Origin of the sequence: Wolbachia endosymbiont (group A) of Crataerina pallida, assembly GCF_964028475.1 — a bacterium.
Lineage (GTDB): Bacteria > Pseudomonadota > Alphaproteobacteria > Rickettsiales > Anaplasmataceae > Wolbachia > Wolbachia pipientis.
This window is the reverse complement of the sequence record NZ_OZ034785.1, coordinates 1,501,565-1,524,764: the sequence shown is the minus strand read 5'-3', so window position 1 is coordinate 1,524,764 and position 23,200 is coordinate 1,501,565. Positions and strand designations below refer to the sequence as shown.

Below are 23,200 nucleotides of genomic sequence, written 5' to 3'. Positions count from 1 at the left end.
CAAATGCACTTTGAAATTACTCTGTACCGTTCACACTTAATTCTTCAATCTCACTAATAGAAAGGCCAGTAAATTTGACAATAGTGTTGACATCAACATTGTTAGCCAGCATTGCTTTTGCGACTTCGATTTTTCCTTCGATTTTTCCTTCAATTTTCCCTTCCTCTTTACCGATTTTGATGCCTCTTTCTTCGCCAATTTGGATGCCTTTTTCAGTAGCAAGGTCAAGTCTGTATTCAAGAATGGCTTCTTCTTTCCGTAGATCCATTATTCTTTCTTCATAAGCTACTAAATCTTTTTCATTCCAGCTAAACCTGTCTAATTCATCGTAGGCTAACTTTATTATTGGTGCTTTTTCTGCTATTTTCCTTAAGTCTTCTTCCGTAGTTTCATCTGCATATTTGAAGAAAAATAACCAACGATCCACTATGCTTTCTAGCTGTTCTTCCTTATTCTTAGGAAATTTAGGTAGTTCAATAAATACAAATTGAAAATCTTTTAAGTCATGCTCATTGGTTTTCTCATCTCTTATAGTGTGGCTGGATATATAATCAAGCTTATCAGGAAATAAATTACAATTAGAGATAGCAATAAAGAAAACCTTCTTTAAATCAATGTACTTACCAGATTTATCAGCTTGCCTTGAGTAAGCCTTAGCAGCATATAGTTGAGCTCGTTTTTCGAAGCCTTTATCGCGAGTGAGCTGGTCAGGTAAGGAAGCAGTATTACTACTACCCCCTCCCTTAGAAACGCAGCATGCAGGTTTCCCCACACTACGCTTGAGCCCCTTATCTAAGTTCTTCTTTTCTAGAACCGGCTTGTCCTTCATGATTCCTCAGGAAACATCATTCTTAATGGTGACACCAACAGTAGAGAACCTTCTCTTGAGAAAGAGCTTGCTAACATTCTTGTTCGTTTCACTCTCTCATCAAAATACTTTTTCCATTTTAAGTCAAGGGGATTTGCATCCGCTCTGATTTTAACATGTCGTCTGATAGGTATATCAATCAGCTTAAGCAGTCTTAAATACCGTATCTCTTTTGGTTTGTTCTTGCATATGGGTGCAGCAAAGACCCATTGGCGTTGACCCATTACTTTGAAGTAACGATTCTTTATCCAACGTAATCCTTTACGAGGATGTCTTTTCTTTGCCCATTTCCATAAACTATGCCAAATTTCATTGTCGATCTTTCTAAACGCTTTTTTAGCACACACATGGTGATAGTAATTTCCCCATCCTCTCAGTAGAGAGTTGAGTGACTTAATTACTATAGCCTGAGTGTTCGCTATATTTGCTTTTATCAATGTACGTGCTTTATTAAGAAGTCTTTTAATACTTTCTTTCGAAGGTTTAATAATTAACTTCTTATTATATCTACGTACATTACAACCAAGAAAGTCAAACCCTGTTGTGATAGATGTAATCTTTGTCTTCTCTTCTGAAAGAATTAAACCTCGCTCATGAAGAAAAGATGATACTAAAGGCTTAACTTCATTTTCCAGTACTTCATGTGTGAAACCTGAAATAATAAAGTCGTCTGCGTATCTGATTACGTTCACTCCACTTCTGATTTTGTTTCTTCTTCTACTGCCGAGTTTACCAAATCGACTTTCCAATAACTTTTCAAGTCCGTTTAAGGCTAAATTGGCTAGTATTGGAGAAATTATACCACCTTGCGGGGTACCTGCAGTTGTGGGATACAGAGTTTTCGATTCTAGGAAGCCAGCTTTTAACCAACTATGCAGAATTTTCTTCTCCATAGGAATATGCTTCATAAGCCATTCATGATTAATGTTGTCAAAGCATCCTTTGATATCACCTTCAAGTATCCATTGTAGTTGATTACGACTTGCCAGTAACAAATGACAAGCTACTGTAGCATCTGCACAGGATCTTTTAGGCCTAAAGCCATAGGAGTGACGATCACTGATTGTTTCAGCTATCGGTTCCAGAGCAAACAGATATAATGCTTGCATGGCTCTATCTTTTATCGATGGTATTCCAAGAGGTCTTCTTTTGCCATTAGATTTACTGATATAAATCCGTTTTAGCGGAGAAGGTTTATATCCTCTTTGCTTTAACTGCTTTATTCCTTGAAATTTAGCATTGCAAGTTGACCATAATTGACGATCTACACCCGCTGTGTTTTTTCCTTGGTTTTCAGTTACTCTCTTAACAGCCAAAGCTTTTCCGCTAAAAGAGCGTGTGAGAAGATGTTGTAAAGCTTTTACCTTACCCCATCTTCCTTTTTGGACAGCCTTAACAATACGTCTTTGTAGCCTCACAATAACTTTCTGGCATTTCTTCCATGGCAACTGCTTCCATGCTTCAAAGCTTTCGGTAGATGCACTTACAGGTTTACTTGTAATCATCTGCTTTCCTACCTTAAGTGGTTAACAAAGTTTCTTGTCACGAGGGACCAAACGGAAGTCTGCTCGTTTTCACGCGAATTAATGTTACAAATTCTATCCATTTCGTTACAAAATGGCATTCGCTTTCTCCATTCTCCTTTACCTGCACTTCCATCAGCATTCCTTGCGGTTTGCTTGCCATGTAGGCGAAAATACAGGCTTACCCTGTTCCTTCTGTCATACAACAGTGGGTTAGGTGACTTCTCTATACCGGTGGAGTTATTATTTGCGTACATCTAGAAATGAGAAATGTAACTTATCCACATTACCTTTTTGGTTAGAGCTTATCAGCATCTTTAGCTCCTTCATAATTACGATACTTTGAAGTTTCACTTACGTTCACCATACCACTAGCCTAGCTCTCCAACCACATGATGCTTGTAGTTTATGCTCCTCTCACGATTGAGCATCTTCTTTTTCAAGAGGAGGTTCATTGTCCGCATCGCTTGGCACCAACCGGTTGCCCGATTCGCACTGATGCGTAGACTCAGATGGCAAAACATCTGGTTTAATAAGTTTTAGAATCCTTTCAGTTTCTTTCTGGAGGAATTCCTCTCCTTTTAAACAATATGACCGAAGACTTTCAGGTCGCACCATTTCAATCACATACCTAGCCCCACTAGAGTCCCTGCAAAGAACATCAACTATACTTTGCTTATCAGAGGCAATTTCAGGATCCATTATAGTACTGAGGAATTCCACTTCTTGTATAGTATTTATCTCGGTAAACCCTAAAATATCATTCAAAAAATGTATGAGAATATTCTTATTTTTTTCAGTGCCAAATATTTTTTTGAAGGTTAAATCCAGCTTAGGGTCGAGAAACTTAGATAAAGCCATAGCCAAAGTGCTTAAAAATATTAATAATTATACACTATTATTAACAATTATTCAACCATATTTTTGAAGATAGCTATGCCGCCGCGAACCGTCATACCGCCGCGGTATCTCTAGATCCCGCTAACAAGCAGCGGGATGACGAATTACTTAACCGTCATACCACCGCGAACCTTCATACCGCGATTCATTCGCGGTATCTCGGCATAGATTCCGCTAACAAGTAGCGGAATGACGATTGTGTATCGTGTTTTGCTAAAAATCACAGAATGCAGTCTGGTTACATTACTCTAGCTATACGCAACAACTTTACTTTCAACAATTTTGTGAGCAATAATACGACTTTCATAATCAATATTTATTATATCAGATAGTGAATTAATATCAGTATAACTACCAAAACTTTCCATTGTTGATTCCACTACCTCTACTATTTTTAAAAAGCCGATTCGTGACTTCAAAAATTCATTAACAGCTATTTCATTTGCAGCATTGAGCACAATACTGTTTGTTTGTGGAGCAGAAGAGTTTAACACTGCCATGCTAAGCTTTAGCGCAGGAAAACGCTTATGGTCTGGTTCTTGAAAGGTCAATTTTCCTTGCTTTGTTAAATCTAATTTACGATTTAAAGCTGATCTTTCCGGCCAAGATAGAGCATATGAAATAGGAATTGCCATGTCAGTTTCTGCAAGCACAGCAAAGTTGAACCCATCCTTATAAGTTACAATTCCATGTACTATTGACTCAGGATGCACTATTGCTTCAATTTTATCCGGGCTGATATTAAACAAGTTATGTGCTTCTATTATCTCTAGTGCCTTATTCATCATTGTTGCGCTATCAACCGAGATTTTCTTTCCCATATTCCAAGTGGGGTGACTAAGCGCCTTATCTACCATAACATTTCTTAATTGCTCAAGGCTATAATTTAAGAATGGTCCACCAGAAGCAGTAAGTATGATCTTTTCTACGCATTTGTCGTCATTTTGCAAAATTTGAAAAATTGCATTGTGCTCAGAGTCAATAGGGATTATTTGTACATTTTTTTCTTTAGCTTTTTTGAGTAATAACTTTCCACCGCAAACAATGCTTTCTTTGTTTGCCAATGCAATGACTTTGGTACCGCTTTCTATAACTTCCATAACTGGCCCAAGGCCTGCAATGCCAACTATTGCAACAACTGAGAGATCAACAGGTATGGTAGCAATATTTGTAGCACCAATTGCTATTTTTACATCTGTACCAAGTAAACTTTCTTTCAAATCTTTGTAAAGCCTTTCATCGGAGATAGCAACATATTTTGCATTTAGCAGTTTTGCTTGGTGTGCCAGTAGAGCAAAGTTCGAATGGGCACTTAGTGCTTCCACTTGGTATTCTTCTTTTCTCTTTGAGAGCAAATCTACAGTCTTTTTTCCAACACTTCCTGTTGATCCCAAAACTGAAACCTTTTTCACTAAGACAAACTCATAACAACAGCAACTTTTCTTATTAGGCCTTCTTCCAACTATTCAATAGTTTTTAAGTGTTTAACCAAGTTCATGTCCGTGGTCATCGCCAACAGATGGTGAAGGACCAGGTGAAAAAGATTGACCATGGTGATCACCTGCATCATGCATGTCTTGCAAACCATCAGCATTATGAGCTATTTCGTTATTGGCATGAGGGTAATCATCTGAGTGATGTCCATCATCACCATGAGCCATATCCATTTCTTCTGATGGCATATCTTCCCCACCTCCACCTGAAAAATATTCTGCAAGGCCTTCAAGAAGTTTTATGCCAAACATATTACCTGACTTTCCAAACAATGTTACTAGACTACTGCCACTCACCAAACCTTCAAACACGTTACTATAAGCAGCAATTGCTCCTTCATGAAAGTTGAACAACCATTTCATTCCATCGACAACTGTTGAAACAGAGTCACTATGACCAAGACCAAAACCACTTTTCTCACCAGCAGCCTCTTGGTGTTGCTGCTGCGCTTGCCATTCTGCAATGTTTGGACCTTGAGCTTCACTCATAAATTTTTACTCTCAACCTTAAGCTATTATTTTATCACAAATATTGCAAAATATCAATAGAGCTTTTGAATATAGCTAATACAAACAATTTCTGTCATCCTATATATAGCTAAACTGACTTACGACAATTTGAAAAACGACAAATTCGTCATTCCGCTACTAGTTAGCGGAATCTATGCCGAGATACCGCGAATGAATCGCGGTATGATGTGTTAGCTATAGGATCCAGTTTGAAAAAAATCTGAATTCCAATGTTCACTACCTTTTACAAAGTTAAAACTTAAAAATATGACTGTTAGCAATAGTGTATATATCTTTAGCTATATATAATGAATGAATTTTTTTATATATTCGTTATTAGTATTTTGTATTTCCTGAACAGTTCCATGGGAAATGATCTCCCCTTCATATAATACTGCTATTTTATCAGCTATTTTAAATGCGCTATGAATATCATGTGTAATCGTGATAATTGTAGGGTTAAGATCTCTAGATAATTTTATTATTATCTCGTTTACTATATCTGACATAATTGGGTCCAATCCTGAAGTTGGTTCATCCAAAATAATGATTTCTGGATTGTGTGCAATCGCCCTTGCAAGTGCCACTCTTTTTTTCATTCCACCTGATAGCTCTATTGGAAACATATCTGCTATGCTTTCCTCCAGTCCAACATCATTTAACTTCTCGATTGCTAGCTGTTTTGCCTCTTTTTTGCTGATATTAAAGCGCTTTTTATAATTAAAAGATATATTTTCCCACACTGTAACGTAGTCAAATAAAGCGGAATTTTGAAATAAAACCCCAAATTTATTTTTGCTTTTACTATTTATTTTAACAGACCCTGAGTCTGGAGCAAGCAAGCCGATAATTGTTTTTGTTAATACAGATTTGCCGCTTCCTGAGCCACCAAGTATGACTAATGATTCCCCTTTTAATATATCAAAATTTAGATCTTTTAGTACTGTCCTATCATCAAAAGATAAGCTTAAGTTCAATATTGATATTATGGGGTTACGCATGTATCAAAGTAATCATGTAGTTTGCTAAAATGATCAGTATGGACGATAAAACAACAGTTGATGTTGTAGCAACACCTACTCCTCGTGCACCTTCTTTGCAATGGTAACCGTAATAGCAGCTTGAGACAGAAATTATGGCGCCAAATACAGTTGCTTTTATTAGCCCAGTTATAAAATCATACGTATTAAAGAACTGAGCTGTGTGTTTAATGTATATATTTAAATTGTGGTTAAATTCGAAGACTGCAGTGATACATCCTCCAAATATTCCTATTAAATCTGCACATACTGTAAGTATGGGAAATACTATGATTGACGCTAAAATCCTTGGTGCAATTAAATATTTAAAAGGGTTGATGTTCAAGGTTGTAAGTGCATCTATTTGCTCGGTGATGCGCATTGTACCAATTTCTGCTGCAACTGATGATCCAACCTTTCCTACCATTATTAAGCTGATCAAAACTGGTCCTAACTCTTTAATGATAGTGATCGTAACAAGTTTGGGTATTATCTGTTCTTGGTTAATTAATGGGTCACTCAAGCTACTTTGTAAAACTATTGCCGCTCCTATAAAAACTCCAGTGAGCCCAACAATTGGCAGAGAGAAAAAGCCTATCTCTATAATTTGTCTTGCTATGTTGCTAAAATAATATGGTGGCACAAGGCAGTGGTATAGAGATTGAATAAAAAATATGAATGCACTACCAAGCCTTAACAAAAAATTGATAAAGTACCTACCAATTATTCTAACACTATTTATATCAAAAAAGCTCACTTTGTATTCATTTTAGCTAGAGGTTAGTCTTACTGATTTTATTAAAATTTTTATTAACTTTATCGCAAAGTATAGCTGAGATATGTTTTAAGTTCAACATACTTGATGTTTTAATTTAAAGCTCATATAGCTAACCCAAGAAAGGTTTCCCTACGTCATACCGCCACGGTATCCACAACTGTACGAACGTTGTAGTTTGGGAGCAATTCCCACCAGTGGGCCAGTGCCCAGACACTGGGATCCAGCTTCTATGCAACTTAATTAAAAACGTTTGTTTTAGCGTAAGACAACTACCTTTAGCTCATCAGCTCAGTTATAAGCAAAATTTCTGGATTCCAGACTGGAATGACATCATCTGTTGTGCAATTTACCTTCAAAAATGAATGTTCGTACAGCTATGGATTCATTCGCGGTATAGATTCCGCTAACGAGTAGCGGAATGACGGTTTTTCAAATTGTAGAGCCACTTTAGCTATAGAACTCAATTACATAAGCAAACCTTACTTATTTTACTATCCCTGTTTACTTCCTGTAAAAAACATGTTACTAATGTATTGTATTTTGTAGTAGAATGGAGGAAATTTTGGCAGTTCCAAAAAGAAAAAAGTCAAAGTCAAGGCGTAATATGCATCGTTCTCATCATGCTATTGAGCCTAAGAATGTTGTGGTATGTTCAACAACTGGGGAATTCATGTTGCCTCATAACGTAGCAGTTGATGGCAGTTACAAAGGAAAACGGGTTTTCATCAAGCAACAGGCAGAGTGACTATTATGATATGTTACCTACGGTCAATAATAATATAGTTATTGCACTTGACGCTATGGGGGGCGATTTTGCGCCTCTTTCCGTAATTCAGGGTGCTGGTTTTTTTTTAGACAACCTTGTTGACCCAGGCATTAAAGTTTTTTTTCATATTTATGGAGATAAGGAAGAAGTATCTCCTTTGCTTTTGAAATATAAAAAAGTAAGTAACAATTCTGAATTTACTCATTGTTCTGACAATGTCCTTGCAAATGATAAGCCATCTTTTGCACTGAGGCATCGTAAAGACTCAAGTATGAAAGCTGCCATTGAGGCAGTAAAAAAAGGTAAAGCTTTCGGAGTGGTGTCTTCAGGCAACACCGGAGCATTGATGGCAATTTCCAGATTTATTTTAGGAACATTACCAAACATTTATCGTCCTGCTATTGCCTCTATCTGTCCAACTAAGACAAAAAGCTTCGCTTTGCTTGACCTTGGTGCAAATGTTGATTGTAATGCCGACTCATTATTTCAATTTGCGTTAATGGGTAGTATATTTGCAAAAATAGCATTAAAAATTGACAATCCTGAAGTTGCTTTGCTAAATATCGGCACAGAAGAAGTTAAAGGTAATGACTCAGTGCGCGGCGCTTTTGAGTTGCTTAAAAACGCTCCAGGCATTAATTTCAAAGGGTATATAGAGGCAAGTGAATTTTTAGAGGGTAATATAGATGTGATTGTTGCTGATGGTTTTGTTGGCAATGTAATGCTCAAAACGGCTGAGGCAACCGCTAGTACCTTTATCAATCTAATAAAGCAGGAAGTATTCAATTCGTGGATAGCGAAAATGCTTGTTGGTATATTGTTAAAATCCAAACTAAATAAAGCTTTAACGCGTTTTAATCCCAAAATTAGAAGTGGAGCTATGTTTTTAGGGCTGAATGGTATCATCATTAAAAGTCATGGAAATTCTGATGCTATTTCTTTTGCCCATGCCATAAAATTTGCAGTAAATGCAATTAGTGAAAATTTAAATCAAAAGATAATTAACGGGGTAAGTCATATTGAATAAAAGTTTCATATTAAGCACTGGATCTTACCTACCAAGAAAAATGTTGAGTAACAACGAAATTGCATCGATAGTTGAGACGAGCGATGAATGGATAAGGCAGAGAACAGGAATAGTTCAAAGGCATATAGCAGATGAAGGAGAACTAACGTCAGATCTAGCTGTAAATGCAGCAAAAAGTGCTATAGAAAAAGCTAAAATTTCAGTAGATGAAATTGACTTGATTATAGTTGCTACAACAACTCCTGATAAAACTTTTCCTAGCTGTGCAACGATTGTACAAAGTAAGTTAAAATGTAAAAACGCATTTGCTTTTGATGTACAAGCAGCATGCTCTGGTTTTATATATGCAGTTACAGTTGCTGATTCGCTCATAAAATCTAACAATAGAATTAAATATGCATTGGTTATAGGTGCTGAAATAATGTCTAGGATTGTTGATTGGGAAGATAGGTCAACTTGTGTACTCTTTGGTGATGGTGCTGGTGCAGTGGTGATGAAATCAGAAATGGGTAGAAGCGGCATCATATCAACAAACTTATACTCTGACGGCAATGTGGACATACTATGTACGAACGGAGGGGTATCCTCTACTGGTGATTCTGGAAAAATATACATGAATGGAAGAGAAGTGTTTAAACATGCAGTGGATAAGTTAACAGCCTTAATAGAGGAAACTCTGAAATGCAATAATTTGAAAATTACTGATATTGACTGGCTAATTCCCCATCAAGCAAATATTCGTATTATTGAAGCAGTAGTAAAGAAGTTAGATTTCCCTATAGAGAAAGTGATTAATACTGTTGATAAGCATGCAAATACCTCAGCGGCATCAATTCCACTAGCACTTGATTATGCAATACAAAAATCAAAAATAAAATTAGGAAACCTGGCACTGCTGATTTCAATAGGTGCAGGCCTAACCTGGGGTTCTGTGTTGCTGCACTATTAGACTTCCTGCATTACCTCCTGTCATCCAAGTACCCTCTTTGTCATTCCAGTGCCTCTTTCTCCTGTCATCCCAGTGCCCCCTTTTGTCATCCCAGTAGCCCCTTCGGTGTCATTCCAGTCTGGAATCCAGTTCTTATTGTACATTCACCTGGTGTAAAGTTAAGTTTCCTGGATCCCAGTGTCAGCTACTCGGATGACAAAAAAAGGAGCACTGGAATGACAGCAGTCCTACGTCATACCGCGATTCATTCGCGGTATCTCTAGATCCCGCTAACAAGCAGCGGGATGACGGTTGTCGTTTAGCCACAAATATTTAAGAAATTTACCAAATGAAAAAAAAGGCAAAAGAAACCCTGGGGTTATTATCCGCTTTAAAATATTGGCGTTTTTTATGTTTTAAACGCTTGACAAGCGAGATTAAGCTGCTTTTAATTGCAACTAACTTACGCTGCAAACGTTTAAGAAATTTACTAAGCAGAAAAAAAGACAAAGAATCCCCGAGTTAGCTAGTCTTTTACTATCTCTGTCGAGTATTGGCATTTTTTGATGTCTTGTAACGCTTTGTAAGCGCGTTCAGCTTATTTAGATAAAAATCTAGATGTAGATGAAGTTTTGTAAAGACATACAGTATCTATATACTGCAAAAAATTGAACATAAGACGCCGATACATTAAGTAATCCTTACCTTTTAATCTGCAGATTGGCGAAAGCAAATACAATAGCTTCAGTTTCATGATAAGGGAGCTGGCGAGGTTTGTCAAGGAAGTTTTTCTTTCCCGTGAATTCCCTTTGAGGTTGAATATTGAAAATTAACCGGAGAGTTGTGGATTACTTTGTATATGTCATAACAAGCCATGGCGCTCTCAGCAAAACCATTTAGTATTAATTTTAGTTTGCCTGAATAAATAGCTATATCTCCGATTGCATATATCCTATCTCTACTGGTTTTAAGTGTAGCTGGGTCGACAACTATGCGGCTATGTTCTAACTGTATACCCCAATTGTTTATTGGACCAAGATTCATTGACAGTCCAAAAAATGGCAGCAAAAAATCAGCGGATATTTCTTTTTCTTCCTTAGAGGCAATGTTTTTTACTATCACTGCGCTCAACTGCCCATTACCTCCTGCTAGTTCGTGTAATTGATATGGCACTACCAGTTCTATTTTTCCATCAATTTCAAGTGATTCTAATTTATTTCTAGTTTCAGGAGTGCAGCGAAATTCCTTTCTCCTATGTATCACATAAATTTTCTTCGCAACTTTAGAAAGTTCTACAGTCCAATCAGCCGCAGAATCACCCCCACCTGCAATGACTATAGTTTTGTCCTGAAAATCAGAAATTTTATTTACACTGTAAAATACAGATTTATTTTCATATTCTAATATACCACTTAAGGGTGGACGGTTAGGTTCAAACATTCCGTTACCTGCAGCAACAATAACGGCTTTGCATTTTACCTCTGTACCTATGTTCGTTATGACAGTAAAGCTTTCACCTTCGTTATTTGAAATCTTTTCCACTTTTTGACTTAAATGGTAAACAGGCTTAAATGGCGAAGATTGCTCCATTAGTTGCTCAATTAATTTTTGGGCAGTGATTACAGGATAACCAGGTATATCATATATTGGCTTTTCTGGGTAAAGAGCTGTGCATTGTCCTCCTGCTTGATCCAAAACATCTATTATATGACATCTCATATCAAGCATTCCCGCTTGAAAAGCAGTGAATATTCCAACAGGTCCTGCACCTATTATTACTATATCGGTTTTCATATTCAGATGGTGATCTATTTATAGATATTAGCTTTCTTTGCTAACAAGGTCAATTTACAAAGGGATGTATTTTTAAAAGATGTGGCTAGATTAGACAAGATTTCCAGCGTTATGAACCACATAGTCCAAATAAGCTCTAAAAATCAGCTAGCATAGCGAGATGCTGTGCGGACGGAATGGGATTCGAACCCATGGTACGCTCATCACGTACGTCAGTTTTCAAGACTGGTGCCTTAAACCGCTCAGCCATCCGTCCATTTCTTTTCTATCACAACATTTGATTTTAAGCAATCTATAAAAGCTTTACTTGCCCACGCAAAAGTTGCTAAACACACTACTCAATATTTCCTCAACATCAATAATTCCAATCACCGCACCAAGTTCAAATGCAGCAAGCCTCAAATCTTCAGATATCAACTCAATTGGATTATCGATATTAAAACGTTGTAAATGTTCCAGTGCTTTCTTCATGTGATTCCTATGTCTTTGCCGAGTGATTACAGGAGTGTCTCTATCATGCCCAAATTTTTCCTCTGCCTTCTCTTTTATGAGAGAGATCAATTTGTTTGTACCTATTTCCTTTAGAATAGAAATGGGTAAAAGATCTATGCCATTAATTTTTATATTGTGATTATTGATAACATCGTCAGCTTTGCTCAATACATAAATGGTGTCATTTTGGTCTGATGTCATGCAAGTAGCTGACACTGGAATCCAGCTATGAACATTGTTTTCAGCACATGTTTCTAGAATCCATTGTCTATTGCATAATTTGCAAGTATTTTTATATCTGGATCCCAGTGTCAAGCACTGGGATGACACCGTTTGTTGATTACAATATTTGCATAGTTGTGTGTCAACGACAGATGGTATATTGCCTGTGGCTTGATAATTGACATCGTGTCGTTGTTCAAAAGGAAATAGCTCTATTCTTAAATCAGCTTCAAAAGACCTCTTTTTCGCTCGACTTATACCTTCTAATTCTATTGGATCTGAACTTTCACGAATTCCAGCAGTATCAGAGAGAATGATTGGGTATCCGCCAATGTCAATATGAGCTTCAAGTATATCTCTTGTTGTGCCTGCATATTCAGAAACAATAGCAATATCACGCTTGGCTAAGAAATTAAACAGAGTTGATTTACCGACATTTGGTTCACCAGTTATTACAATATGTAAACCCTCACGCAACCTTTCGCCCCGTCTATTATCATTTAAATGCTCTTGTATCAACTGCACGAGAGATTGCACTTCATTATTAATTTTTTCCAATTCACTTTTTTCTGCCCAAATGTCCTCTGGAAAGTCTATATATGCTTCGATTTTGGATTGTATCGTTATTAATCTTTGCCTCCAATTGCTGTATAGTCTCTCCAATTCTCCTGATATCTGCTTAATCGCTTGTTTAGCTTGCATTTTCGTCTCAGCATCAATTAAGTCTGCAATCCCTTCTATTTGCGTTAAGTCAAATTTACCATTTAGAAAAGCCCTAAGTGAGAATTCTCCAGGCTTGGCCATAACGAAAACTTTTGATAATTCCTCCAAGATGATTTTTATAACTGCCTTGCTTCCATGCACTTGTAACTCTATAACGTCCTCGCCAGTGAGACTGTTTGGAGCAGGGAAATAGATGATTATTCCATTATCTATCAATTGACTGGAATCATCATATAGATCAACTAAAGTAGCAAATCTTGGTTTAATTTCTTTCTTAATATGAAAATGATTTAAAGCTTTAAGCGCGTAGTTGCCTGAAATTCTGATTACTGCAACTCCTGACTTACCAAATGCGGTCGATAAAGCGAAAATAGTTTCATTTGTGTTTGTCATTATTTATATAAACTACTTAGCAATATTACACTTAAGAAACCAAAATACCTAAAAAGTCACCCAGGTGAAAATATTTATTTTGAAAACTGATAATATGATTTATAATGACTGACACAAGTTTTAAATATTTTATGCTCAAGAAATTAGCTTGGTACTGGTCTTTTGTAGAGTTAATTAAAGGGTTTGTTATTACATTAAAATATATGTTTAAGCCAAAGGTTACTTTGAGGTATCCTATGGAGAAGGGCCCTTTAAGTCCAAGGTTTCGTGGTGAGCATGCGTTGCGTAGGTATCCAAACGGTGAAGAACGATGCATAGCTTGTAAATTATGTGAAGTTATCTGCCCTGCTCAAGCAATAGTTATTGAAGCAGAGGAAAGAGAAGACGGTAGTCGCCGCACCACGCGCTATGATATTGATATGACAAAATGCATATACTGCGGACTTTGCCAAGAGGCATGTCCAGTTGATGCAATTGTTGAAGGTCCTAACTTTGAATTTGCTACTGAAACAAGAGAGGAGCTAATGTACAATAAAGAGAAGTTATTGCGTAATGGTGAAGTTTGGGAAGACGTAATTGCACTCAGGTTAAAAAAGAATAGGCCTTATTATTAATGTTCAGAGCTTATAACCCTGTTATCCATTATGATTTAGGGGCAGTGCCCACTAGGGGTGGTGTCATCCCAGTAGCTGATACACAACTGTACGAACATTTGTTTGCGAGGGCAGTATGTTAAATGTTATAGCCTGTTTTGCCTCAAACACAAAGGTGTCATCCCAGTGCTTGACACTGGGATCCAGTAAAATTGATTGTGAACAAGCACACTATACAACATTTTCAATGAAATTACAAAAAAGCTGGATTCCAGTGTCAAGCACTGGAATGACACCATTTGCTGTGCAATTTACCTTCGAAAATGAATGTTCGTATGGCTATGTGCGTGACACTGGGATGACACCGTTGGAAGAAGCAAACCGCCTTCAAGCTACATGTCCGTATAGGTTTATTTATGGTTAGGATTACTTTTTCAACCGAACAAAAAGTAAAAGAATACAGTGGTAAAGTCATTGGCTTTGATATATTACAACCAGATGCTTTGAAAGAAGCAATTGCCTTTAAGGTAAATGGTGAGTTGCATGATCTCTCACGTGAAATTGAAGCTGATGCAGAGATAGAGGTGATACAACTGAGTGACGAAGCGGGTTTAGATATAATAAGGCATGATGCTGCTCACATAATGGCACAGGCAGTGAAAGAGCTATTTCCTAATACTCAGATTACTATCGGCCCAACAATTCAGGACGGTTTTTACTATGATTTTGCTACAGGTCGTACCTTCACTACGGACGATCTTACCGCAATAGAAAAGAAAATGAAAGAGATTGTAAAAAGTAACCACAGATTTGTTCGAGAAGTTTGGACTCGCAAGCAGGCAATTGATTTCTTTAGTGGTATAGGCGAAAAATATAAGGTTGATATTATCTCATCCATACCAAAGGGTGAAAACCTAACTGTTTATAGGCAAGGTGATTTTGTTGACCTATGCCGTGGTCCGCACTCACCATCAACCGGTAGAGTTAAAGCGTTTAAACTTATGAAAGTAGCGGGTGCATACTGGCGTGGTGATTCTAAGGGCCCAATGTTGCAGCGAATATATGGCACAGCATGGGGAAATAAGGATGAATTAAACGCTTACCTTGAGTGCCTCAAAGAAGCAGAAAAACGTGATCACCGCAAAATTGCTAAGGATATGGATTTATTTCACATTCAAGAGGAAGCTGTTGGGCAGGTTTTTTGGCATGAACAAGGATATATTCTATATAATGTTCTTGAGTCTTACATCAGAAAGAAGCTAATAAATAATGGCTATTTTGAGGTAAAAACTCCTATTTTAGTAAGTAAAGAGCTGTGGGAAAGATCTGGACATTGGGATAAGTTTCGTGAAAATATGTTTATTGTTGACGAATCTGAGAATAAAAAGTTAGCAATAAAACCCATGAATTGTCCTTGTCATGTGCAGATTTTTAATTCTCACACCAGGAGCTACCGTGATTTACCAATACGTATGGCAGAGTTTGGCACATGCCATAGAAATGAAAGCTCAGGCTCATTGCACGGACTGATGCGAGTGCGTGGTTTTACGCAAGACGATGCACACATTTTTTGTATGGAAGAACAAGTGAATTCTGAGACTATAAAGTTTTGTGACCTTTTAAAAGAAGTATATTCAGAGCTTGGATTTAATGAAATTTCTGTGAAATTTTCAGACCGTCCAGATATTAGAGCAGGTAATGATGAAGTGTGGGATAGAGCTGAAAAAGCGCTGCTTGAAGCCGTTAAAGAAGCGGGCTTGAGTTATAAACTTAACCCTGGTGAAGGTGCATTTTATGGTCCAAAGTTAGAGTTCGTTTTGAAAGACGCAATAGGCAGAAATTGGCAATGTGGAACATTACAAGTTGATTTCATTTTACCAGAACGTCTGGGAGCTTTTTATATAGGGGCAGATGGGCACAAGCATCACCCTGTCATGTTACATAGGGCAATTCTTGGGACTTTTGAGCGTTTTATCGGAATTTTGATAGAAAATTATGCAGGAAAATTTCCAGTTTGGCTTGCTCCAACGCAACTTGCTATTCTGACCATTACAAATGAAGCTGACGGTTACGCCACAGAAATTAGCAATATTTTAAAAGAACAAGGTGTGAGAGTCAAGACTGATTTGACCAATGAAAAAATTAGTTATAAGATACGTTTGCATAGTTCAAACAAGGTTCCTATATTGTGGATTGTAGGCAAAAATGAAGTTACAAGTAAAACTGTGTCAGTAAGAAATTTAGGATCGGAAAGACAGGAGTCTTTTTCTTTGGAGAAGGCTATTGAATTGTTGTTAAAAAGTATTAATTTGAATTAAGGGAGTTAAAGTTTGCAAGTTAAAAAGAACAATAAAAACAGAATTAATGGATTCATCACAGCTAAGGAGGTACGCTTAGTTGATCACAGTGGTGAAATGATCGGAATCGTGCTAATAGAAGGAGCTTTGGAGCTTGCACAGGGTGTTGGTTTAGACTTGGTAGAAATTGCACCTGATTCAACCCCTCCAGTATGTAAAATACTGGATTATAGCAAACAAAAGTATGATATAAAAAAGAAAGCAAGTGAAGCAAAAAAGAAACAAAAAACATTAACTATAAAAGAAATTAAACTGGGTCCCAATATTGGTGATCACGATTACGGAACAAAATTGCGTCAAGCAAGAGACTTACTTGCCCACGGACATAAAATTAAAGTCACAATGAGATTTAAGGGTAGAGAGCTTATAAACACTGAAGTTGGATTGGAAAAATTAGAACGGCTAATTCGAGACACTGAAGATATCGCAAAGGTAGAATTGGCACCTAAAAGAGAAGGGAATCAATATTTTTTAGCTCTGGTTGCTAAGTAGCAAGACGGCTTAAGAAGTATAAGTAGAGTTAAACTATCGCTCTCTCTTTGATAACATGGCGAAAATGTCTTATTAATCCTTGAATCGGCCAAGCTGCAGCATCGCCAAGCGCGCAAATTGTATGTCCTTCTATTTGAGTTGTAAGGTCAAGCAGCTTATCTATTTCATCAAGCTTAATATCTCCTGCCACCATCCTCTTCATAATCCTCCACATCCATCCAGTACCTTCACGGCATGGTGTGCATTGTCCACAGGACTCATGCATGTAAAAGTGTGATAACCTCTCTATTGCAGCTATTATATCAGTTGATTTATCCATCACTATTACAGCAGCAGTACCAAGCCCTGATTGTGCGGTTCTTAATGAATCAAAATCCATTTCAATAGTATCGCATATAGATTTTGGAATTAATGGCACTGAAGACCCACCAGGTATTACAGCAAGTAAATTATCCCAACCCCCTCGCACTCCACCTGCGTATTTTTCAATCAATTCACGCAGTGGAATTCCGAGCTCTTCTTCAACATTACACGGGTTGTTTACGTGTCCTGAAATACAAAAGACCTTGGTACCAGTATTATTTGGTTTACCAAGAGATGCAAACCATTCTCCTCCGCGATTCAGAATATCTGGAACCATGGCTATAGTTTCAACGTTGTTTATTGTGGTTGGGCAGCCAAAAAGTCCAACACCTGCAGGAAATGGAGGTTTCATGCGAGGAAAGCCCTTTTTTCCTTCAATTGATTCAAGTTGAGCTGTTTCTTCTCCACATATGTAAGCTCCTGCGCCCCTATGGATAAACACATCAAGATCATAGCCTGATTTGCAGGCATTTTTTCCAATTAAACCTTCTTTATAGGCTTCCTCAAGTGCTTTTTTTAGAACTAAATATTCATTATAAAATTCACCCCTGATATAAATATATGCAACTGATGCGCTGATCGCTCTGCTGGCCAAGAGAATTCCCTCAAGTAACTTATGTGGCTCATATCGCAATATATCTCTATCTTTACATGTACCAGGTTCTGACTCATCTGCATTGACTACTAAATATGCTTTTGGGAGATTTTTGGGCATAAAGCTCCACTTAAGGCCGGTGGAAAATCCTGCACCCCCTCGACCTCTCAAACCAGATTTCTTTACTTCATCAATGATCTTTTCTGATCCTAAATCCAGTAATTCCTTTGTTTTTTGCCAGCTACCACGTTTTTTTGCACCCTCAAGTAGTGGAGTTCCTTTACCATTTAGGTTGGTGAATATTTTGTCTTGTTCTTTTAGCATGTTTTTCAAAATTTGTGAGTGATCCCGACGCGATTCGAACGCGTGACCCACTGATTAAAAGTCAGTTGCTCTACCGGCTGAGCTACGGGATCATTTCATTTTTCAGCTATACTAAACATCAATACAGTTTTTATCCGTTTTAATCAAACTAAAATTTTCATGTGTGGTTAAATAAATTATATAATATACTGCGTTAGTGATAATTTAGTTAAAAAATCTATGAATAATTTAAAAAAATTTCCAAAGGAAAACTTCTTGTTAATTTTCAGTTCACAGATTTATTTGGATGGTGTGACGTATAACGCTAAGGAGACAAAAAAATAGAGAAGTGTGTACACCCTGCAGAATTTGTACACTATTTAGCAATAGCCTAATAGATAAATATTTCTTGCATTTCAGCCTGAGTGATTTATGCTTTAAGCAAGAATTACCTGGGGGTATAGCTCAGCTGGTAGAGCATCTGTTTTGCACGCAGAAGGTCAGCGGTTCGATCCCGCTTGCCTCCACCAGTCTATACAGCTCTAGCCGCCACAAAACCTGTCAAAGCAGCTTATTTTAATCTATGAGGATTTTATACTATTTCCCTGAAAATCTCTATTTCTTTTCGTAACTTTTCTCTACACAAGTAATGTTGGTTATTACAATTGTAATATATACTAACTTAACAATAAATTAATCAATAAATGTTAGAATACTAACAATTAATTTATTGGTAACGCCTATGAGTGGAAAAAAGCATGTTTTTAAGATGATACCTGGAAAAGAGGTGTTTAGAAAAACCCCGACTACAAGGATAAAGTGGCCTGAAGGTAATGATCCTACAATGCCTATTAAAAAAGTTGAGCTTGTATCGCTGGATGATAAAAACGATGTAGTACTAGGCTTATTGCCTATAAAACTTTGCAGCAGTTCTTGCCTAGACAGTTACATATGTCTGGAGGAAGAAAATGAAGGAAATCTGGTAGCCAAAGATTATAAAAGTGATTCTAACTTAGATTATGTAAAAAGTAACCATACATTTGTATATTACGGTAATGAGTTGGCTAAGTTATCATATACAAGAGAGCTTGTGCAGCCTTTCAAAACTATGTGTAGCAGTTCTATTAAATCAAAAAAATTGGAATACAAATATGTAACATGGGAAGATTCAGATACTGGCAACAATAAATATTATTTTTCAGACGAGGCAGGAAATATAATCGATTCACCTGACAATGAGGTATTACAAGACATTATGTTATACTACGGTGAGAGACATATAAGAGATGTGCTACTGTTGCTATCAAACGCGTTTACTAAAGTTTTTATTCAGGGCCTAACAGACGGCCAACTAAAAACTCTTGCCAATACTCTTAGTAACGAGCAACTGCAAAAAATAATTCCTGAACTGAGCTCAAGCCAGTTGCAGGCCTTAGCAGAGAACTTAACAGATGAACAACTCCAAGCTTTAGTGGATCATCTAACCAATCACCAGCTAAAAACCCTCGCTCAGGAACTAAATCCAGAAAAGTTACAAATAATTGTTCCTATTTTAAATGATACTCAGCTTGAAGCTCTAGTGAGAAAATTAAATTCAGAGCAAGTAAAAGAAATTTTACCTCACTTAAAAGTGGATCAGTTCAAAGCACTTATTAAAACTTTAAATGACGAGCAATTTACAGTGCTTGCAAAAGACTTGGCTGAGCACCACTTGACAATACTCTCCAAAGAATTAGAAGGTGATCAGTTGAAAGCTTTAGTAAATAGTCTGCAAGAAGACCAACTGAAAGACTTAGTTAATAAGCTTGATCCTGAGAAACTCGAAGCAATTGCTCAGGATTTAACTGATTCTAATAGGATCCAGATTATCATTAAGTCTTTAGTTGATAACCCAGACAAACTTCAAGCTTTTGCTCGCAATATGTCTAATGAGCAGTTTAAAGAACTTTTGGATAACGTAGGTGCAGAAGAGCTTAAAGAGATTATTCACAAACTGCCTTATGAGAAAGTGACAGCTGTGATTGGTGATCTCAGCAATCAAGATCAGTCTAAAGCTATTATTGATGCATTAAAAGGGAAACTTGATGAACAAAATGAAAAACAAAAGGAAATCCTTGAGCTGATTAAGAAACTTGGAGATTCTGCTGATGAACCTAAATGGGAGGGCCCTCTTCAAAACGCCAATGCTGAACTAATGGTAATGGAAGAGTACTTTCAGACTGGATACGAAGTATTGTTGAGCTAAATATTTATGGGTTTGAAAAGAGCTTTTTATATTTCTATAGTTGATTTTATTTGAAATTTTAAATTTTAATGAGGTAGTTTATATGGCCAATGAACCAAAAATTATAAGTAAAGTTACCCTTGCAAAACCGACAAATTACGAAACGAATAAAGATAAAAATGCGAAAGTTAGTTATACTCATAGTGTTATTGATAAACTGATTGAAAGTATGAATGACGGACTTGTTGTGCAAGTATAGCTCTTTCCACAGAAGTCCGGATATGATAAGATTAAGGATAGATGGCGATAAGGAGGTTGGATGCCGGCAGCATATAGTTATGATTTAAGAAAAAAAGCAATGGAAGCACTAGACGAAGGGGAAAGCAGAGAAGCAGTGGCAGCAAGATTTAAAATTGGACGAACTACTTTGTGGGAGTGGCAGCAAAGAAAAAAAGAAACAGGCGACTTTCAGTCAAAAAAACTCGGTAATGGAGGTTACAATCAGAAAATTATCGACTGGAATAAGTTTATCGAATTTGCTAAAAAACACGGTAGAAAAACTCTGTCGGAAATGGCTAAACTTTGGGGCAACGTTAGTATCCAAACGATCCACCGAGCTCTCAGAAAAATTGGATTTACGCGCAAAAAAAGACATATGGATACAAGGAAAGGAACGAAGAAAAACGTGCTGAATTCTTAAAAATTATAGCAACAAAAGAACCAGAAAACTTAGTGTATATAGATGAGTCTGGGATTGATAACACGGAGGACTATCCATATGGGTATTGCCAGAAAGGACAGCGATTTTATGCCCTAAAATCTGGAAAAAAAACTCAACGAATCAGCATGGTTGCAGCCTTAAGTAGAAGAAAGATAGTTGCTCCATTAACATTTGAAGGCCACTGTAATATGGATATTTTTAATGGATGGTTTGAGCAATTTTTGGCACCGATCTTAGAACCTGGACAAACTGTCATTCTTGATAATGCTACTTTTCATAAGTCTGATAAGCTTATCAAGCTCGCTAAAGGAGTCGGTGCAGAAATTTTGTATCTGCCGCCTTATTCTCCAGATTTTAACAAAATTGAGCATCATTGGTTTGCTATAAAAAACAGAGCCAGGAAAAACATTCCTCTATTCGAATCCTTTCGTCGTGCTGTTGATTCTGCCTTCCTATGACCTATTCGGACTATTATGAGAAATGCTATAGCATTATCAAGAATGACAGTTTGTCCAGGTTCTAAGATCGGTGCCAAAAATTGCTCAAACCATCCATTAAAAATATCCATATTACAGTGGCCTTCAAATGTTAATGGAGCAACTATCTTTCTTCTACTTAAGGCTGCAACCATGCTGATTCGTTGAGTTTTTTTTCCAGATTTTAGGGCATAAAATCGCTGTCCTTTCTGGCAATACCCATATGGATAGTCCTCCGTGTTATCAATCCCAGACTCATCTATATACACTAAGTTTTCTGGTTCTTTTGTTGCTATAATTTTTAAGAATTCAGCACGTTTTTCTTCGTTCCTTTCCTTGTATCCATATGTCTTTTTTTGCGCGTAAATCCAATTTTTCTGAGAGCTCGGTGGATCGTTTGGATACTAACGTTGCCCCAAAGTTTAGCCATTTCCGACAGAGTTTTTCTACCGTGTTTTTTAGCAAATTCGATAAACTTATTCCAGTCGATAATTTTCTGATTGTAACCTCCATTACCGAGTTTTTTTGACTGAAAGTCGCCTGTTTCTTTTTTTCTTTGCTGCCACTCCCACAAAGTAGTTCGTCCAATTTTAAATCTTGCTGCCACTGCTTCTCTGCTTTCCCCTTCGTCTAGTGCTTCCATTGCTTTTTTTCTTAAATCATAACTATATGCTGCCGGCATCCAACCTCCTTATCGCCATCTATCCTTATCTTATCATATCCGGACTTCTGTGGAAAGAGCTATAAGAGGTTGTCCGGAAACTAGTAAATTCAAGCATATTCCCTCTTTAACATAACCCTACTCATAGCTAGGTATATGAAATTCTCAGTGGATGTTGTGAGTAAATCATACTCCTTCGATAGCCTTCTATTCCTATTAACCCAAGCAAAAGTCCTTTCTACAACCCATCTTCTTGGCTGTACTTTAAACCCTTGTTCTCTTGTTGGTAGTAGCTCAGGTGGCGTATCTTTGTGCACCCAAAATCTACATGGAGGCCTTTTAACAATTTCAATATCTATGTCATATTCTTCCTTTATGTGATTCTTTAAATTTCTTCCTTGGTATCCCATGTCAGCCCACATTTTTTTAACTTTAGTATATTTTGTTCTCATATTGTTTAATGCTATTTTAATACCATCTCTATCATTTTCGTTAGCAGCGCCTACGTAACAACCTAGTATAAAACCCTGAGTGTCTGTAATTATATGCCTTTTTCTACCCTTTACTTTTTTACTTCCATCATAGCCTTTGATCCCCCCTTTTCTGTAGTCTTTACAGATTGACTATCTACTATACAGGCACTCGGCTGCTCATTCCTTCCTATTTTTCTTCTACTATATTTTGTAATTTCATAATTCATTTTCTCAAAAATTCCCTGCTTCTTCCATTGCCTGAACTGCTCATACACAGTCTTCCATAGCGGAAAATCATTTGGTAAATACCGCCATTGACACCCTGTACGCAATACATAGAAAATTGCTTCTAATATTTCTTTTTTGCTATACTTTGGCGGCCTTCCTCCTTTCTTGTATGATACTCTGAAGTGTTTTTCTATTCTTGCCCATTCCCTTTCGCTTAGATCTGTTGGATACTTTTTTCTCATCTTTACCCCGTACTAAAATTTCAGATATTATAGCCT

20 protein-coding genes, 3 tRNA genes and 3 pseudogenes are annotated in these 23,200 nt (G+C 37.0%); 11 read left to right on the top strand and 15 right to left on the bottom strand.

Annotated elements, in window-relative coordinates; all coding sequences use genetic code 11:
- Nucleotides 1-16 precede the first annotated feature (16 nt).
- From ABWU55_RS07615 to ABWU55_RS07585, 7 genes and pseudogenes are all read right to left on the bottom strand, one after another.
- Nucleotides 17-829, bottom strand: coding sequence for an Rpn family recombination-promoting nuclease/putative transposase (locus ABWU55_RS07615; protein ID WP_353286316.1), 813 nt, complete (start codon nucleotides 827-829; stop codon nucleotides 17-19).
- On the bottom strand, nucleotides 826-2,373 hold the full coding sequence (ltrA, locus tag ABWU55_RS07610) for a group II intron reverse transcriptase/maturase (protein WP_151807757.1): 1,548 nt from the start codon (nucleotides 2,371-2,373) through the stop codon (nucleotides 826-828). The genes ABWU55_RS07615 and ltrA overlap by 4 nt, the downstream gene beginning before the upstream one ends.
- A 633-nt stretch (nucleotides 2,374-3,006) precedes the next feature.
- A pseudogene (locus tag ABWU55_RS07605) lies at nucleotides 3,007-3,252 on the bottom strand (PD-(D/E)XK nuclease family transposase); the annotation flags it as partial.
- A 287-nt stretch (nucleotides 3,253-3,539) separates the two neighbouring features.
- Nucleotides 3,540-4,703 carry a 1-deoxy-D-xylulose-5-phosphate reductoisomerase gene (gene dxr / locus ABWU55_RS07600; RefSeq protein ID WP_070356952.1) on the bottom strand — a complete coding sequence of 388 codons (1,164 nt, stop codon included), beginning with the start codon at nucleotides 4,701-4,703 and terminating at the stop codon, nucleotides 3,540-3,542.
- 72 nt (nucleotides 4,704-4,775) lie between these two features.
- Nucleotides 4,776-5,273 (bottom strand): hypothetical protein, encoded by a 498-nt coding sequence (locus ABWU55_RS07595; RefSeq protein ID WP_010082318.1) that lies wholly within the window; start codon nucleotides 5,271-5,273, stop codon nucleotides 4,776-4,778.
- A 320-nt stretch (nucleotides 5,274-5,593) separates the two neighbouring features.
- Entirely contained in the window at nucleotides 5,594-6,295 is a 702-nt protein-coding gene (locus ABWU55_RS07590; RefSeq protein WP_006279859.1) for an ABC transporter ATP-binding protein, read from the bottom strand.
- Nucleotides 6,288-7,070, bottom strand: a complete 783-nt coding sequence (locus ABWU55_RS07585) for an MlaE family ABC transporter permease (protein ID WP_015589313.1) — start codon at nucleotides 7,068-7,070, stop codon at nucleotides 6,288-6,290. The genes ABWU55_RS07590 and ABWU55_RS07585 overlap by 8 nt, the downstream gene beginning before the upstream one ends.
- Before the next feature lie 583 nt (nucleotides 7,071-7,653).
- Between ABWU55_RS07585 and rpmF the strand changes: the two genes are divergently transcribed.
- The 3 genes from rpmF to ABWU55_RS07570 are packed head-to-tail and all read left to right on the top strand — an operon-like array spanning nucleotide 7,654 to nucleotide 9,833.
- Nucleotides 7,654-7,836 carry a 50S ribosomal protein L32 gene (gene rpmF, locus ABWU55_RS07580; RefSeq protein WP_010962967.1) on the top strand — a complete coding sequence of 61 codons (183 nt, stop codon included), beginning with the start codon at nucleotides 7,654-7,656 and terminating at the stop codon, nucleotides 7,834-7,836.
- A gap of 10 nt (nucleotides 7,837-7,846) precedes the next feature.
- Complete coding sequence (gene plsX / locus ABWU55_RS07575) at nucleotides 7,847-8,884, top strand: phosphate acyltransferase PlsX (RefSeq protein ID WP_209473375.1); 1,038 nt, start codon at nucleotides 7,847-7,849, stop codon at nucleotides 8,882-8,884.
- Nucleotides 8,877-9,833: a beta-ketoacyl-ACP synthase III gene (locus tag ABWU55_RS07570; RefSeq protein WP_209472442.1), complete on the top strand. Its 957-nt coding sequence runs from the start codon at nucleotides 8,877-8,879 to the stop codon at nucleotides 9,831-9,833. The genes plsX and ABWU55_RS07570 overlap by 8 nt, the downstream gene beginning before the upstream one ends.
- 20 nt (nucleotides 9,834-9,853) lie before the next feature.
- On the opposite strand, the gene ABWU55_RS07565 is transcribed toward ABWU55_RS07570, so the two are convergent.
- From ABWU55_RS07565 to mnmE, 4 genes are all read right to left on the bottom strand, one after another.
- Complete coding sequence (locus ABWU55_RS07565) at nucleotides 9,854-9,976, bottom strand: hypothetical protein (protein ID WP_255317430.1); 123 nt, start codon at nucleotides 9,974-9,976, stop codon at nucleotides 9,854-9,856.
- A gap of 613 nt (nucleotides 9,977-10,589) precedes the next feature.
- Nucleotides 10,590-11,606, bottom strand: coding sequence for an NAD(P)/FAD-dependent oxidoreductase (locus tag ABWU55_RS07560; protein WP_038199260.1), 1,017 nt, complete (start codon nucleotides 11,604-11,606; stop codon nucleotides 10,590-10,592).
- Between the two features lie 168 nt (nucleotides 11,607-11,774).
- Nucleotides 11,775-11,862: transfer RNA gene (locus ABWU55_RS07555), tRNA-Ser, on the bottom strand.
- Nucleotides 11,863-11,909: 47 nt separating this feature from the next.
- Nucleotides 11,910-13,436, bottom strand: a complete 1,527-nt coding sequence (mnmE, locus tag ABWU55_RS07550) for a tRNA uridine-5-carboxymethylaminomethyl(34) synthesis GTPase MnmE (protein ID WP_353286315.1) — start codon at nucleotides 13,434-13,436, stop codon at nucleotides 11,910-11,912.
- Between the two features lie 131 nt (nucleotides 13,437-13,567).
- Between mnmE and nuoI the strand changes: the two genes are divergently transcribed.
- The 4 genes from nuoI (at nucleotide 13,568) to infC (ending at nucleotide 16,878) form a co-directional block, all read left to right on the top strand.
- The gene (gene nuoI / locus ABWU55_RS07545) at nucleotides 13,568-14,050 is read left to right on the top strand and encodes an NADH-quinone oxidoreductase subunit NuoI (RefSeq protein ID WP_341820516.1); all 483 of its coding nucleotides are present in this window, start codon (nucleotides 13,568-13,570) and stop codon (nucleotides 14,048-14,050) included.
- Nucleotides 14,051-14,165: 115 nt separating this feature from the next.
- A complete protein-coding gene (locus ABWU55_RS07540) occupies nucleotides 14,166-14,453 on the top strand; it encodes a hypothetical protein (protein ID WP_049973587.1) in 288 nt (95 codons plus the stop codon).
- A complete protein-coding gene (thrS, locus tag ABWU55_RS07535) occupies nucleotides 14,446-16,347 on the top strand; it encodes a threonine--tRNA ligase (RefSeq protein ID WP_353286314.1) in 1,902 nt (633 codons plus the stop codon). Before ABWU55_RS07540 ends, thrS begins: the two co-directional genes overlap by 8 nt.
- Before the next feature lie 12 nt (nucleotides 16,348-16,359).
- Nucleotides 16,360-16,878: a translation initiation factor IF-3 gene (infC, locus tag ABWU55_RS07530; protein WP_353286313.1), complete on the top strand. Its 519-nt coding sequence runs from the start codon at nucleotides 16,360-16,362 to the stop codon at nucleotides 16,876-16,878.
- Between the two features lie 28 nt (nucleotides 16,879-16,906).
- On the opposite strand, the gene nuoF is transcribed toward infC, so the two are convergent.
- Nucleotides 16,907-18,160, bottom strand: coding sequence for an NADH-quinone oxidoreductase subunit NuoF (gene nuoF, locus ABWU55_RS07525; protein WP_353286312.1), 1,254 nt, complete (start codon nucleotides 18,158-18,160; stop codon nucleotides 16,907-16,909).
- A 19-nt stretch (nucleotides 18,161-18,179) separates the two neighbouring features.
- Nucleotides 18,180-18,252: transfer RNA gene (locus tag ABWU55_RS07520), tRNA-Lys, on the bottom strand.
- A gap of 341 nt (nucleotides 18,253-18,593) precedes the next feature.
- Here ABWU55_RS07520 and ABWU55_RS07515 point away from each other — a divergent pair.
- From ABWU55_RS07515 to ABWU55_RS07500, 4 genes are all read left to right on the top strand, one after another.
- A tRNA-Ala gene (locus ABWU55_RS07515) sits at nucleotides 18,594-18,669 on the top strand.
- A 212-nt stretch (nucleotides 18,670-18,881) separates the two neighbouring features.
- Nucleotides 18,882-20,384, top strand: coding sequence for a magnesium transporter MgtE N-terminal domain-containing protein (locus tag ABWU55_RS07510; protein ID WP_341810263.1), 1,503 nt, complete (start codon nucleotides 18,882-18,884; stop codon nucleotides 20,382-20,384).
- An 82-nt stretch (nucleotides 20,385-20,466) separates the two neighbouring features.
- Complete coding sequence (locus tag ABWU55_RS07505) at nucleotides 20,467-20,622, top strand: hypothetical protein (RefSeq protein ID WP_353286310.1); 156 nt, start codon at nucleotides 20,467-20,469, stop codon at nucleotides 20,620-20,622.
- Between the two features lie 60 nt (nucleotides 20,623-20,682).
- Nucleotides 20,683-21,542, top strand: a protein-coding gene (locus ABWU55_RS07500) for an IS630 family transposase (RefSeq protein ID WP_156518142.1) whose coding sequence is annotated in 2 segments (ribosomal slippage) — nucleotides 20,683-21,007 and nucleotides 21,007-21,542 — 861 coding nt in all. Because the reading frame shifts where the segments join, the coding sequence is not laid out codon by codon here.
- 29 nt (nucleotides 21,543-21,571) lie between these two features.
- Here the strand turns inward: ABWU55_RS07500 and ABWU55_RS07495 are convergent.
- Nucleotides 21,572-22,242 (bottom strand): annotated as a pseudogene (locus ABWU55_RS07495) (IS630 family transposase); the annotation flags it as partial.
- Nucleotides 22,243-22,331: 89 nt separating this feature from the next.
- Nucleotides 22,332-23,164: pseudogene (locus ABWU55_RS07490) on the bottom strand (IS5 family transposase).
- Nucleotides 23,165-23,200 lie beyond the last annotated feature (36 nt).